The 13,657-nt window shown below is 60.7% G+C and carries 11 protein-coding genes; 7 read left to right on the plus strand and 4 right to left on the minus strand.

From position 1 onward, the window contains the following. The first annotated feature begins 128 nt into the window (after positions 1–128). Both LIY45_RS30680 and LIY45_RS01165 read left to right on the plus strand, forming a co-directional pair. Positions 129–251: a PA1414 family protein gene (locus LIY45_RS30680; RefSeq protein ID WP_003210728.1), complete on the plus strand. Its 123-nt coding sequence runs from the start codon at positions 129–131 to the stop codon at positions 249–251. A gap of 439 nt (positions 252–690) precedes the next feature. After that, positions 691–2,790 carry an NAD(P)-dependent oxidoreductase gene (locus LIY45_RS01165; RefSeq protein ID WP_226475050.1) on the plus strand — a complete coding sequence of 700 codons (2,100 nt, stop codon included), beginning with the start codon at positions 691–693 and terminating at the stop codon, positions 2,788–2,790. Positions 2,791–2,850: 60 nt separating this feature from the next. Here LIY45_RS01165 and LIY45_RS01170 read toward each other — a convergent pair whose 3' ends face one another. The 4 genes from LIY45_RS01170 to speB all read right to left on the minus strand — a co-directional run bounded on the left by LIY45_RS01170 (position 2,851) and on the right by speB (position 7,247). Continuing rightward, positions 2,851–4,233, minus strand: coding sequence for a sodium:solute symporter (locus LIY45_RS01170; RefSeq protein ID WP_226475051.1), 1,383 nt, complete (start codon positions 4,231–4,233; stop codon positions 2,851–2,853). 111 nt (positions 4,234–4,344) lie between these two features. After that, positions 4,345–5,850, minus strand: a complete 1,506-nt coding sequence (locus tag LIY45_RS01175; RefSeq protein ID WP_226475052.1) for a cytosine permease — start codon at positions 5,848–5,850, stop codon at positions 4,345–4,347. Positions 5,851–5,871: 21 nt separating this feature from the next. Next, a complete protein-coding gene (locus LIY45_RS01180) occupies positions 5,872–6,297 on the minus strand; it encodes a nuclear transport factor 2 family protein (RefSeq protein WP_003210732.1) in 426 nt (141 codons plus the stop codon). Next, positions 6,297–7,247 carry an agmatinase gene (speB, locus tag LIY45_RS01185; protein ID WP_003210733.1) on the minus strand — a complete coding sequence of 317 codons (951 nt, stop codon included), beginning with the start codon at positions 7,245–7,247 and terminating at the stop codon, positions 6,297–6,299. Before speB ends, LIY45_RS01180 begins: the two co-directional genes overlap by 1 nt. A gap of 157 nt (positions 7,248–7,404) precedes the next feature. Here speB and LIY45_RS01190 point away from each other — a divergent pair, with 157 nt between their 5' ends. The 5 genes from LIY45_RS01190 to relA all read left to right on the plus strand — a co-directional run bounded on the left by LIY45_RS01190 (position 7,405) and on the right by relA (position 13,632). Continuing rightward, the gene (locus LIY45_RS01190; protein WP_003210734.1) at positions 7,405–8,298 is read left to right on the plus strand and encodes a LysR family transcriptional regulator; all 894 of its coding nucleotides are present in this window, start codon (positions 7,405–7,407) and stop codon (positions 8,296–8,298) included. Between the two features lie 4 nt (positions 8,299–8,302). Further along, positions 8,303–8,899, plus strand: coding sequence for a DTW domain-containing protein (locus LIY45_RS01195; protein WP_226475053.1), 597 nt, complete (start codon positions 8,303–8,305; stop codon positions 8,897–8,899). Positions 8,900–8,999: 100 nt separating this feature from the next. Further along, positions 9,000–9,902, plus strand: a complete 903-nt coding sequence (cysM, locus tag LIY45_RS01200; RefSeq protein WP_017479132.1) for a cysteine synthase CysM — start codon at positions 9,000–9,002, stop codon at positions 9,900–9,902. Beyond that, positions 9,902–11,254, plus strand: coding sequence for a 23S rRNA (uracil(1939)-C(5))-methyltransferase RlmD (gene rlmD / locus LIY45_RS01205; RefSeq protein ID WP_226475054.1), 1,353 nt, complete (start codon positions 9,902–9,904; stop codon positions 11,252–11,254). Before cysM ends, rlmD begins: the two co-directional genes overlap by 1 nt. Before the next feature lie 134 nt (positions 11,255–11,388). Beyond that, positions 11,389–13,632 carry a GTP diphosphokinase gene (relA, locus tag LIY45_RS01210; RefSeq protein WP_010176475.1) on the plus strand — a complete coding sequence of 748 codons (2,244 nt, stop codon included), beginning with the start codon at positions 11,389–11,391 and terminating at the stop codon, positions 13,630–13,632. Positions 13,633–13,657 lie beyond the last annotated feature (25 nt).

Raw genomic sequence — 13,657 nt, forward strand, 5'->3', positions numbered from 1 at the left:
CAGGATTTTGATCAATTCAGTAATAGTTCGTTGTGGTTTCGTTCAAGCAATACGTAGGACTTAAGACTACTATCTGTAAGAAGCGGCCACAGAATTCCAGCCGCTCGGCATTACCCCAAGGGGGCACCATGAAAGAGAAACTGCAAAACTGGCTGCACGACCTCGGCGTCGCACTCGGCTTGATCGAGCCACCGCTGCAACCGGTGCCAATCCGCACCGATGACGAGCAGCGTCGCCCGCGTCGCAGGTAAGTCCTGGAAAAGCGCTCAAACCCCTGGGTTTGGGTGCAGCCTGGAGCGGCATAAATTTTATGTGGGAGCGGGTTTGCTCGCGAATAGTGTGTATCAGTGGGTTTTACACTGAATAACACACCGTATTCGCGAGCAAGCCCGCTCCCACATTTGTTTTGTGCACGTGCAAACAAACTGTAGTCGGGAAAGCTTTTTGAACACGCCGTTTGATGTTTCACGGTAATAGTTGAGTAGTCCGAATCTGTGCACGTCAGTCAGGTTTTGGCGTTCAAGTGTCGGAATCGGACTACCTGTTTGTCAGAGTCGGCTGGCTTATTCAATTCTAAAGATAAGCGTAGGTTGAATTCCGTTAGGAAAAGATTTGTATCGTTTGCGTTTTCAAATCCCCCACCGTTATTGAACTTCCCCTGCGCAAGTCAGAATTGTTGGAGATAAAGCCATGATGCTTTCTTCCGTTCCTCCAGTCGCCGCTTCACTGATCGCCACCACCGAAAATATCTTGCATATCGCACCTGCATCCAGAGGCTGGAAGGCTGACGCACCCAGCAACGTCGTGTTTTTCCCTCCGACATTAACCAAGCAAGCTCTGCTTATACAGATTGGACTTCTGCGCCCATCAACGATCGTTGTCGCAGACCAAGTTATCGATGCCGACGTCATCGGCCAGTGGCGTATATCTCATCCATTTGGAAACCTCCATTTGGTCCGCCGTGGTGCGAGTCTGGATAAGGTGCGACTGGATCTTTGCGACTCCCACAATATTCAAGTAAGCAATACGCCAGGCATAAACGCGCCGCATGTTGCCGCCTATATTGCACACTGGCTGACACTGGCGGATGGCTCCATGCCCCGTGATATCTGTGTACTGGGATACGGCAATGTAGGGAAAGAGCTTGTTAAGTTACTGCTTGATCAAGATCCGGGTATTCGGATTAAGGTATTAGATCGACGTGATCGAGTAGCTGGCAATATCGGGAAAGCCTCTTCCGATTGTAGAGTTGCATTTGTCGCAGACTGGCTCGAGGCGCTGGAGGGGGCCTATGCGATCGCCGTATGCGTGTCCTTGAATGATGAATCCGCGCATCGTATTGATCGGACCCTCATTCAACGTCTGCACAGACGAGCTCGCCTGGTCTGTGTCTCCAAGCCGGATGTCTTAAGCGATGATGCTTTGCAGACCCTGGCAATGGCTGAAGATACCCAGCTGGTATTGGACTACGGCCCCCGGACATTGGATGCGTTTCGGATGCGTGCACAAGCGCTCGGCTGCTGTGTCTCCACGTGGCGCAAGCCGGCGATGCTGACGACACAGGCGGCCACCACCGAAGCCTGCCATTGCGACCTCGACTATGCGGTCTCTGTGCAACTGAGCTTGATGGCCTTGCGCGGCCTTGTCAGGCGCAAGCTTGCACACTCATTGACGATCCCCCCTCAGCAGGCCGATGCCGCTGCGCCGCGCGTGTCGATCATCGGCAGAGGTATCAACGGCCTGCTCCAAGCCGCGATGTTCCGCCTGGCGAATTATCAGGTCATGGTTTACGGAGGAAATCAGGAGCGGGATGGCGCCAGTCACAAGCAGGTGAACATGCGTCATCTGTCAGCAACGGAGACGACTGCAAAGCCGCTGCATAACGATTATCTGACTCCCGGAAATCAGTACTTGGCCGTTGAGTGCAATCGAGCCGGCATCGAGCTGTTTGAAAAGCTCCTGGCCGACAACCCGTCGTTGGCGCGATTCGCGCGGTCGCGGATTGTACGCGCCTATGTGGACGGCGCCAGTGGCGTAGAGGCCGCGATCAGCGAGCAACGCGATATCGAAAACAGGCCTTGGCCGAGTGGCAAGCCGGGACGTGAACTTGCAGAGATCGGTCAACTGCAATTCCAGGCAACGTATTGCGTCCCTGGGGTCTGTCGGGCGATTGAGGTGTCGGGCTACGATCTGGAGTTCAGCGATCTTATGGAGGAGATGGCGTCGCTTTTGCGGCGCTCCGGGGTTCAGTTCATGCCCGTGCACCTTAGCCCGGTCCAAATTGCTGACCTGAGTAGAGAGCACTTCGTCGTCACCGCCATGGGGGTAGAGGAGCCGGAGGTAGTTGCGATCATTGGCTGGTTTTTCAAGCTTCGCGCCGTTGGTAATGAAGGTGTCGAAATGCGCGGACTCAAGCTGCAGTACGATCTGCCAATCGGCGTCATGAATTGCCGGTTGGACGGGGACTGCATTCTTGTCTCCGGCGGGCAGGTTCCACCTGATTCAACGCAAGAGCACAAGGAGCAGATATTGGCGGCGTGTCTGGCGGCTGTTTCTCGGCACTTTCCGGAGTCTTACCGCAGGGCGATCGAAAGCGGCGAATTGCACATTATCGAATGTGCCAGGCCCGGCACCGCAGATGGACTTTCAATCGTTCATTGGTCCGCATACAACCGAATTGCAGCGGGGGCAACTTATGCCGCAGGCACCACCCAGGGATTGGTCTGGGCATCTTTGGTCCAGGAAGTCATCCAGGCGAGAGCGCCAGCTGTTTCGGCAATGTGGGAATAAAAAAACGGGTGCGACATCCGACGTCGCACCCGCTGAAGAAAGCTTCTTTCAAGTGTTTTTTCAGATCGCCCGAGCCGCCACCGCCTCCGGGCGACGGGACAGCAAGCTCACCACTACAAAACTCACCAGGCCCACGCCCAGGCTGTAGTAGATCGGCGTGTTGGCATCCAACCCATCCTTGATCATGAACACCAGTGCGGTCACAAAGCCCAGGGTCATGGAGGTGATCGCCCCGGAAGTCGTCGCACGTTTCCAGAAAATCGCGCCGATCAGCGGGATCAACATACCGCCCACCAACAGGTTGTAAGCCAGGGTCAACGCGCTGATCACATCGTTCACCACCAATGCGATACCCAGCACGGCAACGCCCGTCAGCAAGGTAAACAGGCGGTTGATCTTCAGGCTCGACTGTTTACCGCCCCGCAGGCGCGGCAGCAGGTCTTCGGTCAAGACGGTGGACGCGGCGAGCAAGCCGGCACTGGCGGTGGACATCATCGCGGCCAGTGCAGCGGCGATCACCAGGCCGCGGATACCGTCCGGCAACGAGACTTTGACGATGGCGGCGAACGCGTTGTTGACGTTGTCCAGGTCCGGGATCAGTACATGGGCGGCCATGCCGATCAGCGCACAGGCCAGGCCGTAGAGGATGCAGTAGAAACCGGCGAACGTGCCTGCGTACTGGGCGACCTTTTCGTCACGGGCGGTGAACACCCGTTGCCAGATGTCCTGGCCGATCAGGATGCCGAAGAAGTAGATCATGAAGTAGGTGATGATGGTGTCCCAGCCGATTTCAGTGAAGCTGAAATTCGACGCGGGCAGTTTGGCCACCAGTTCATCCCAGCCGCCGACGCGGTACAGGCAGATCGGCAGCAGGATAAACATCAGGCCGACGGTCTTGATCACGAACTGCACGATGTCGGTCAGGGTCAGCGACCACATGCCGCCGATGGTCGAGTACGCCACCACCACGCCGCCGCCTACCAATACCGAAATCCAGAATGGCAGGTCGAACAGCACTTGCAGCACGGTGCCGATGGCGAGGATCGAGGTCACGCCGATCATCAGAGCGTAGGCCAGCATGATCACTGCGCTGGCCTGGCGGGCCATGGGGTTGTAGCGTTTTTCCAGGACCTGGGTCACGGTGAAGATTTTCAGCTTCAGCAGCGGCTTGGCCAGGAACAGATTCAGCGCAATGATCCCCGCACCCAGCGCGGCGCACAGCCAGAAACCGGAAATGCCATGGACATAGCCCAGGCGTACGGTGCCGACGGTGGACGCACCGCCCAACACCGTGGCGGCCATGGTGCCCATGTACAGCGTCGGGCCGAGGTTGCGGCCGGCCACCAGGTAATCTTCATGGGTCTTGGCGCGGCGCATGCCGTAGTAGCCGAGCACCAGCATGCCGGCGGCGTAGATGAGGACGACGAATAGATCTAAGGCCATGACGGCGGGTCTCCGATTATCTTTTTTATGTAAGGCTAAAGGGGGCTGTGTGGCGAGGGAGCTTGCTCCCGCTGGGCTGCGCAGCAGCCCCAATCCATTCCACGCAATTCATCAGGCGGCCTCGCGACTGCTGCGCAGTCGAACGGGAGCAGGCTCCCTCGCCACCGTCGGCCCGTAGACGGCAGCCGGTTCAGGGAACAGGCGAAGCAGCGTCAGGTACACCAGCGAGGCCAGGCCCAGCGTCACCGGCAGACTGATGTCGATGCCGTCGGCGAGGTTGCCCAGCGGCCCGACAAACTGTCCCGGCAGGTTGACGAAGCACAGGCCCACCAGCGCACTCGGGATCCAGGCCCCCAGGCCGCGCCAGTTCCAGCCGTGGCTGAACCAGTAGCGCCCGCCGGTTTCGCCGCGAGTGAACACCTGCAGGTCGTCCGGGCAGTAATAGCCCCGGCGCACGATCAGGCCGATGATCATCATCACCATCCACGGCGTGGTGCAGGTGATGATCAGCACGGCGAAGGTCGACACGCTCTGCACCAGGTTGGCGGCGAAACGTCCGATAAAGATGAAGGCAATCGACATCACCCCGATCAGCAGCGTCGCCTTGACCCGGGACAGCAGGCGCGGGAACACGCTGGACATGTCCAGCCCGGTGCCATACAGCGAGGTGGTGCCGGTGGACATGCCGCCGATCACCGCGATCAGGCACACCGGCAGGAAAAACCAGCTCGGTGCCACCGCCAGCAGGCCGCCGACGTAGTTGTTGGCCGCGATATAGTCCGGTGCCTTGACCGCCACGATGGTCGCGGTGGCCAGGCCGAACAGGAACGGGATCAGGGTGGCGATCTGTGCGAGCACCACCGCCAACATGATCCGCATCTTCGAGGTTTCCCGTGGGATGTAGCGCGACCAGTCACCGAGGAATGCCCCGAAGGAAATCGGGTTGCTCATGGCCACCAGTGCCGCACCGATAAACGCCGCCCAGAAGCCAGCCTGGCCGAGGGCAACGGTGCCGGCGAAGTGGCTGTCGAAAGCGGGGGCGAAGGCGAAGATGCCCAGCAGGAACAGCAGGCTCGCCGCCCAGACTGCAATGCGGTTGACCCACAGCATGAAGCGAAAGCCGTAGATGCACACCGTCAGCACGAGAATGGCGAACACGCCGTAGGCCAGGCCCAGGGTCAGGTCGGTTTCCGGCAAGCCCACCAGACGTTTCGCACCGCCCACCAGCGCATCGCCTGAACTCCACACCGACAGTGAGAAGAACGCGATCGCGGTCAGCAGCGACAGGAATGAGCCGACAATCCGCCCGTGCACGCCAAAGTGCGCACCGGAAGACACGGCGTTATTGGTGCCGTTGAGCGGACCGAACAGGCCCATGGGCGCGAGGATCACTGCACCCACCAACACGCCCAGCACAATCGCCCAGACGCCGGCCTGGAACGACAAGCCAAACAGCACCGGAAAGCTCCCCAGCACCGCAGTGGCGAAGGTGTTGGCACCGCCGAAAATCAGGCGAAACAAATCCTTCGGCCCGGCGGTACGTTCGTGGTCCGGGATCTGTTCGACGCCGTTGGTTTCTATGTTGCGAATACTGTTTTCGTTGTTTTTATTATTCATGATCTGCTCCGATCACATTGGCTAATGGGGCGGCAGCCCTTCCGGCATAGCGGACAAATGTTCGTGACAGGCCAGCCACAGGCCTTCTTTTTGTTGTGTGCGATCCCCTTGTCGCTTGAAGACAATGGTCTCGCGTTCCTGGCTAAAGAATTGCTCCCCGTTCATGCGCAGCTCGGTGGCCACGTCATGCACAAATACCGCGACGTCACCGTGCAGGCTGACGAAAGCGTTGCTTGAGGTGCAGGACAGCACCTCAAATCCCTCGTCCCGGCGCCAGCTGTCCCACAACACCTGATAGGCATCGCGACTCAGCAGCGGTTGGGGGAGGGTGTAGAACACGAAGCTGGCGTCGGCACTGAACGCACCGAAATAGGCATCGCGATCATTGCGGGCGAAGGCCGACACCAGGTCGGCCGCGGCTTTTAATACCTCGGCCTGGGCGCTCATCAGCGGTGCGCCACGCCCGGCAGTACGCAGAGCATTTCGTACAGCAGGTTGGCGCCGAGCAGCGAGGTATTGCCGGTGGTGTCGTACGGCGGCGAAACTTCTACCAGATCGCAACCAATCAGATCCAGGCCTTGGCAGCCGCGGATGATTTCAATCGCCTGGATCGTGGTCAAGCCACCGATTTCCGGGGTGCCGGTGCCAGGCGCCCAGGCCGGGTCGATGCCGTCGATGTCGAAGCTCAGGTACACCGGGCCGCCGCCGACTTTCTCGCGCACTTCAGCCATCAAGGGGGCCAGGGAGTGGTGCCAGCATTCTTCGGCCTGGACCACACGGAAGCCTTGTTTGCGGCTCCAGTTGAAGTCTTCGGCGGTGTAGCCCTGGGCGCGCAGGCCGATTTGCACCACGCGGTCGCAATCCAGCAAGCCTTCTTCCACGGCGCGGCGGAAGGTGGTGCCGTGGGCGATTTTCTCGCCGAACATATGGTCGTTGACGTCGGCGTGGGCATCGATGTGCACCAGCCCGACCTTGCCGTGTTTCTTGTGGATCGCCCGCAGGATCGGCAGGGTGATGGTGTGGTCGCCACCCAGGGTCATCGGGATCACGTTGTGTTCGAGGATCTCGTCGTAGGCTTCTTCGATGATGCGCACGGCGTCCAGCAGGTTGAAGGTGTTAATCGCCACGTCGCCGATGTCGGCAACCGACAGCGAGTCAAACGGCGCGGCGCCGGTGGCCATGTTGTAGGGGCGGATCATCACCGACTCAGCGCGGATTTCCCGCGGCCCGAAACGGGTGCCGGCACGCAGGGAGGTGCCGATGTCCAGGGGCACGCCGACAAAGGCGGCATCCAGTCCCTTGGCCGATTGCAGATGGGGAAGACGCATCATGGTGGCGATGCCGGCGAAGCGCGGCATTTCGTTGCCGCCCAGTGGTTGGTGGAAAATCTTGTCCACGGGATTGCCTCATCGTTGTGTTTATTAGAGGCCGATTCTGCGAAATGCACGGGAAGGGAAGAATCGGCAGGGGCAAATACTTAGTTCAGATTTTTCTAAACTAATGCCTGAGGTAAACTCGGCTCCCACAGGTTTTATGTTTGCTTCTGGAGAGCCCATGGCCAACGCCTTGCCCGACCTGAAACTCCTGCGCATCTTCGTCAGCGTCGTGCGGCATCAGGGTTTCGCCAATGCCCAGCACGAACTCAACCTGTCGACCTCGGCCATCAGCACTTACATGAGCCAGCTGGAAGCCGCGTTGGGCCTGGTGCTGTGCCATCGCGGCCGGGGCGGGTTCAGCCTCACCAGCAAGGGCGAGCTGTTCCATCAGGAAACCCTGCGCCTGCTGGGCGAGCTGGAAGGTTTCGAGCAATACGCCGCTGCGCTGAAAGGCGAGTTGCGCGGCACCCTGAAACTCGGCGTGCTCGACTCCACCGTCAGCGACAAAGCCCTGCCGTTTGCCGAAGTCATCGGCGCCTACAGCCAGGAACACCCGGCGGTGCATCTGCATTTGTCGGTGATGAGCCCTTACGAATTGCAGTTGGGGGTACAGGACAATCGCCTGGACCTGGCCATCGGTGCCTTCTCCAACCGCATGAGCGGGCTGATCTACATGCCGCTGTACCGCGAGCAGCACTGGCTGTATTGCAGCACCCGCCACCCGTTGTTCAACGAGCGGCGCATCCCGGAGCAAGTGATCACCCAGCAACGCATGGTCGGTCGTGGTTATTGGAGCCAGGCCGAACTGGCGCGCCACGGCTTCAAGCACAGCGCCGCCACGGTGGAAAGTATGGAGGCGCAACTGATCCTGGTGCTGTCCGGCGCCTACATCGGCTACCTGCCGGAACACTACGCCCAGGCCTGGGCCGACAAGGGGGATTTGCGGGTGCTGTTGCCGGCGACCTTTGGCTACCAGGCGCCGTTCTCGATGATCATGCGCCGGGGCCGCAGCCGCGAACCACTGATCCAGACCTTCCGCGATTTACTTAAAGCCCAGCTCAACCAGGCCTGAAACCATGCCCAGACCCCAATGCCCCCGCTGCCTGCGGCCCACTGCCCATTGCCTGTGCCCGCTGATCCCCCGGCTGGATAGCCGCACTCGGGTGTTGCTGTTGCAGCATCCGAGCGAGGTCAATCACGCCTTGAATACCGCGCGGTTGGCGGCGCTGGGATTGGTGAATGCGCAGTTGGTGGTGGGGGAGGTGTTTGAGGATTTGCAGGCGTTGTTGAATCCGCCGGGTTATCAGGCGCGATTGTTATTCCCTGCCGAGGATGCACAACCGTTGCAGGCCTACACGCCATCCGACGAACCGTTGTTGCTGGTAGTGCCGGACGGTACCTGGCGCAAGGCGCGCAAGTTGCTGCACCTCAACCCGTTGTTGGCGGCACTGCCGAGAGTGACGCTGGCGGAGGGCGCCGTGTCCCGCTACCGATTGCGCAAGGCGCCGGGGCCCGGGGCATTGTCGACGGTGGAGGCCATCGTGCAGGCGTTGCAGGTGCTCGAAGCGCCCACGTCATTCGAGCCGCTGCTGAAACCGTTTGAGGCATTGATCGACGGACAAATTGCAGCGATGGGCGATGAAGTGTTCCAGCGAAACCACGGCCCCGCCTGACTTATTCCATTAAGCGATAAGCACCACACTTTGCGTGATATGGCCCGCCGGCCTTTCCCGGTATGATGGTCGCCCCCGCAGTCTGGATTGCGAATACGCCATGACCTTGCAGTACCCCACCATCGCCGATTGCGTCGGCAACACCCCGCTGGTCCGCTTGCAGCGCCTGCCGGGAAACACCAGCAATACCTTGCTGCTCAAGCTCGAAGGGAACAATCCGGCCGGCTCGGTCAAGGACCGCCCCGCGTTGTCGATGATCACCCGCGCCGAGTTGCGTGGGCAGATCAAGCCCGGCGACACCCTGATCGAAGCCACTTCCGGTAATACCGGGATTGCCCTGGCCATGGCCGCGGCGATCAAGGGTTACAAGATGGTCCTGATCATGCCCGACAACGGCAGCGCCGAGCGCAAGGCGGCGATGACCGCCTATGGCGCCGAGTTGATCCTGGTCACCCAGGAAGAAGGCATGGAAGGTGCTCGCGACCTCGCCGAGCGTATGGCTGCCGAAGGCCGTGGCCTGGTGCTGGACCAGTTCGCCAACGGCGACAACCCCGAGGCGCACTACACCACCACCGGCCCGGAAATCTGGCGCCAGACCCAGGGCACCATCACTCACTTCGTGAGTTCGATGGGCACCACCGGCACCATCATGGGCAACTCGCGCTACCTCAAGGAGCAGAATCCCGAGATCCAGATCGTTGGCCTGCAACCGATGGAAGGCTCGGCGATCCCGGGGATCCGTCGTTGGCCCGAAGAGTATTTGCCGAAGATCTACAACGCCGCTCGGGTTGATCGCATCATCGACATGGCCCAGCGTGAAGCCGAAGACACCACCCGCCGTCTGGCCCGTGAAGAAGGTATCTTCTGCGGCGTGTCGTCCGGTGGCGCCGTGGCCGGAATGTTGCGCTTGTCCCAAGAGTTGGAAAATGCGGTGATCGTCGCGATCATCTGTGACCGTGGCGACCGTTACCTGTCGACCGGCATTTTCGACGCGCCCAACTGATGGCCAAGCACGAGAGAGGCCTGCGCTTCCAACCGACGGGCGGCAGCCGGGCCCCACAGATTCCCGTAGGCAAGAAGCAACGCCTGACCATCGAGCGCCTGGCCAACGACGGCCGTGGCATCGTGTTCTTTGAAGGCCGCACCTGGTTTGTGGTGGGTGCTTTGGCCGGCGAAGAGGTGGAAGCGCGGGTGTTGGGCGCCCACGGCAAAGTGGTCGAGGCCCGCACCGAGCGCGTATTTACCGCCAGCGAACTGCGCCGCCCGGCACCCTGTGTGCACGCCGGCCGTTGCGGCGGTTGCAGCCTGCAACACTTGCCCCATGACGAACAGCTGGCCCTGAAACAGCGCATGCTCGCCGAGCAATTATCCCGCGTGGCCGGTGTCGAACCCCAAGAGTGGGCCGCGCCTTTGAGCGGGCCGGAATTCGGCTATCGCCGCCGCGCCCGCGTGGCTGTGCGCTGGGATGCCAAGGCGAAGAAACTTGAAGTCGGCTTTCGCGCCGTGGCCAGCCAGGACATCGTCGCCATCGACGATTGCCCGGTGCTGGTACAGGCCTTGCAACCGATCATGCAGCGGTTGCCAAACATGCTGCGGCGCTTGAGCAAACCTCAGGCGTTGGGGCATGTGGAGTTGTTCAGCGGGTCGTCGATCGCCGTGTTGTTGCGACACATGGCGCCCTTGTCCGAAGCGGACCTGACGATCCTGCAGGAATTTTGTACTTTTCATGAGGCGCAATTGTGGCTGCATGGAGAGGGTCAGCCGCAACCCTTCGAACCGGACCAGGCCTTGGGCTATCGTCTGGAACAGTGGGATCTGCAGTTGGCGTACCGCCCGGGAGACTTCGTGCAGGTCAACGCCGGGGTCAACGCGGCGATGGTCGCCCAGGCCCTGGAATGGCTGGCGCCAAAGCCCGACGAGCGGGTGCTGGATTTGTTTTGTGGGTTGGGCAACTTCGCCTTGCCGCTGGCCCGCCAAGTGCGAGAAGTGGTGGCGGTGGAAGGCGTGCAGGCCATGGTGGACCGGGCGGCACACAATGCTGTCAGCAATAATTTGCATAATGTGCAGTTTTTTCAGGCCGATTTGTCTCAGCCTTTGACCGACGCGGAGTGGGCCAAACAGGGCTTTTCTGCGGTACTCTTGGACCCACCCCGCGATGGTGCCCTGGAGGTTGTGCGCAAGCTCGCTACCCTGGGGGCTGATCGCCTGGTGTATGTGTCCTGCAATCCGGCAACGCTGGCGCGGGACACGGTCGAGTTGGTCAAGCAAGGCTACCGGCTAAAACGTGCCGGGATCCTCGACATGTTTCCCCAGACGGCCCATGTCGAGGCCATGGCGTTATTTGAAGCGGGCTAGGACGCCCGTTTAATCCGACTGGCCTGCATCTCCTGGGCCTGTGACCTGCCAGGGAGCGTGCACAAGCTTTTTTGTAAAGCAGGTCAGCGATGATTTTGACGCACTCAAGGTGCGTCGTAGGGAAGGTAAGCAAGATGGTACAGGTGAGAGCACACCAGCCGATCAACACCGACGGCAGTATCAATCTCGAGGCATGGCTGGATCATGCCATCAGTGTCGACCCGGCACTGGACCGTGAAGCCTTGAAAGCAGCCTGCGAGTTCGCTCGTGAGTCTGAACAGCAAGACAATGCGGCCAAGAACCTGTGGGCCGAAGGCACTTCAAGCTTTCGCACCGGGTTGGAAATCGCCGAGATCCTCGCCGATCTCAAGCTCGATCAGGATTCACTGATCGCAGCGGTGCTGTATCGCGGCGTGCGCGAAGGGCATATTCAACTGCCCACCGTCAGCCAGCGTTTCGGCACCGTGGTGGCGAAGCTGATCGACGGCGTGTTGCGCATGGCGGCGATCAGTGCCAGCCTCAGCCCGCGCCAGTCCATGGTGCTGGGCACACAGGGCCAGGTGGAAAACCTGCGCAAGATGCTGGTGGCGATGGTCGACGACGTTCGCGTCGCGCTGATCAAGCTGGCCGAGCGCACCTGCGCGATTCGGGCGGTGAAAACCGCCGACGACGAAAAGCGCAACCGCGTCGCCCGCGAGGTGTTCGACATCTACGCGCCCCTGGCCCACCGCCTGGGCATCGGCCATATCAAGTGGGAACTGGAGGACTTGTCCTTCCGTTACCTCGAACCCGATCAATACAAACAGATTGCCACGCTGCTCCACGAGCGGCGGCTGGACCGAGAGCGTTTCATCGCCGACGTGATGAGCCAGTTGCGCACGGAGTTGCAGGCCACCGGCGTTGAAGCCGACATCAGCGGCCGGGCCAAACACATCTATTCCATCTGGCGCAAAATGCAGCGCAAGGGCCTGGCTTTCAGCCAGATCTATGACGTGCGCGCCGTGCGCGTGCTGGTGCCGGAAATGCGCGACTGCTACACCGCGCTGGGTATCGTCCACACGCTGTGGCGGCACATCCCCAAGGAATTCGACGACTACATCGCCAACCCCAAGGAAAACGGTTACCGCTCGTTGCACACGGCAGTGATCGGCCCCGAGGGCAAGGTGCTGGAAGTGCAGATCCGTACCCATGCGATGCACGAAGAGGCAGAGCTGGGTGTATGCGCTCACTGGCGCTACAAGGGCACCGACGTCAAGGCCGGGTCCAACCAGTACGAAGAGAAAATCTCCTGGTTGCGCCAGGTACTGGAATGGCATGAAGAGCTGGGCGACATCGGCGGTTTGGCCGACCAGTTGCGGGTGGACATCGAACCCGACCGGGTCTACATCTTCACCCCCGACGGCCACGCGATCGACCTGCCCAAGGGCGCCACGCCGCTGGATTTTGCCTACCGCGTGCACACCGAGATCGGCCACAACTGCCGTGGCGCGAAGATTAACGGGCGCATCGTGCCGCTCAACTACAGCCTGCAGACCGGTGAACAGGTCGAGATCATCACCAGCAAGCACGGTACGCCGAGCCGCGACTGGCTGAACCCGAACCTGGGCTACATCACCACCTCCCGGGCGCGGGCGAAGATCGTCCACTGGTTCAAATTGCAGGCGCGCGACCAGAACGTCGCCGCCGGCAAGACCTTGCTCGAGCGCGAATTGGCGCGTCTTGGCCTGCCGCAGGTGGACTTCGACAAGCTGGCCGAAAAGGCCAACATGAAGATCGCCGAAGACATGTTTGCCGCCCTCGGTGCGGGCGATTTGCGCCTGGCGCAGTTGGTGAATCTGGCCCAGCAACTGGTTGAGCCGGAACGTGGCAGCGAACAGCTGGAACTGATCCCGCGTAAAGCCACCGGCTACAAGCCGGGCAAGCGTGGCGATATCCAGATCCAGGGCGTGGGCAACCTGATGACGCAAATGGCCGGCTGCTGCCAGCCATTGCCGGGCGACGCTATCGTCGGTTACATCACCCAGGGACGTGGGGTGAGCATTCACCGCCAGGACTGTGCCTCGGTGTTGCAACTGGGCGGGCGTGAGCCGGAGCGGATCATCCAGGTCAGCTGGGGCCCGGTGCCGGTGTTGACCTATCCGGTGGACATCGTCATCCGTGCCTACGACCGTTCCGGCCTGCTGCGCGACGTGTCGCAGGTGCTGCTCAATGAGCGGATCAACGTGCTGGCGGTCAACACCCGCTCGAATAAAGAGGACAACACTGCGTTGATGTCCCTGACCATCGAGATTCCGGGGCTGGACGCGTTGGGGCGGTTGCTGGGGCGTATTTCCCAGCTGCCGAACATCATTGAGACCCGGCGTAATCGCACGCCATGAGTAGCTGGATGAGCGCGGATTAAAA

It is taken from the genome of Pseudomonas sp. MWU16-30323 (genome assembly GCF_020515595.1).
Classification (GTDB): Bacteria; Pseudomonadota; Gammaproteobacteria; order Pseudomonadales; family Pseudomonadaceae; genus Aquipseudomonas; species Aquipseudomonas yamanorum.

Excerpts from the sequence above, each read along its gene's own strand:
- LIY45_RS30680 (WP_003210728.1), top strand. The coding sequence starts at position 129 with ATGAAAGAGAAACTGCAAAACTGGCTGCACGACCTCGGCGTCGCACTC.
- LIY45_RS01165 (WP_226475050.1), top strand. The coding sequence starts at position 691 with ATGATGCTTTCTTCCGTTCCTCCAGTCGCCGCTTCACTGATCGCCACC.
- LIY45_RS01170 (WP_226475051.1), bottom strand. The coding sequence starts at position 4,233 with ATGGCCTTAGATCTATTCGTCGTCCTCATCTACGCCGCCGGCATGCTG.
- LIY45_RS01175 (WP_226475052.1), bottom strand. The coding sequence starts at position 5,850 with ATGAATAATAAAAACAACGAAAACAGTATTCGCAACATAGAAACCAAC.
- LIY45_RS01180 (WP_003210732.1), bottom strand. The coding sequence starts at position 6,297 with ATGAGCGCCCAGGCCGAGGTATTAAAAGCCGCGGCCGACCTGGTGTCG.
- LIY45_RS01190 (WP_003210734.1), top strand. The coding sequence starts at position 7,405 with ATGGCCAACGCCTTGCCCGACCTGAAACTCCTGCGCATCTTCGTCAGC.
- LIY45_RS01195 (WP_226475053.1), top strand. The coding sequence starts at position 8,303 with ATGCCCAGACCCCAATGCCCCCGCTGCCTGCGGCCCACTGCCCATTGC.
- cysM (WP_017479132.1), top strand. The coding sequence starts at position 9,000 with ATGACCTTGCAGTACCCCACCATCGCCGATTGCGTCGGCAACACCCCG.
- rlmD (WP_226475054.1), top strand. The coding sequence starts at position 9,902 with ATGGCCAAGCACGAGAGAGGCCTGCGCTTCCAACCGACGGGCGGCAGC.
- relA (WP_010176475.1), top strand. The coding sequence starts at position 11,389 with ATGGTACAGGTGAGAGCACACCAGCCGATCAACACCGACGGCAGTATC.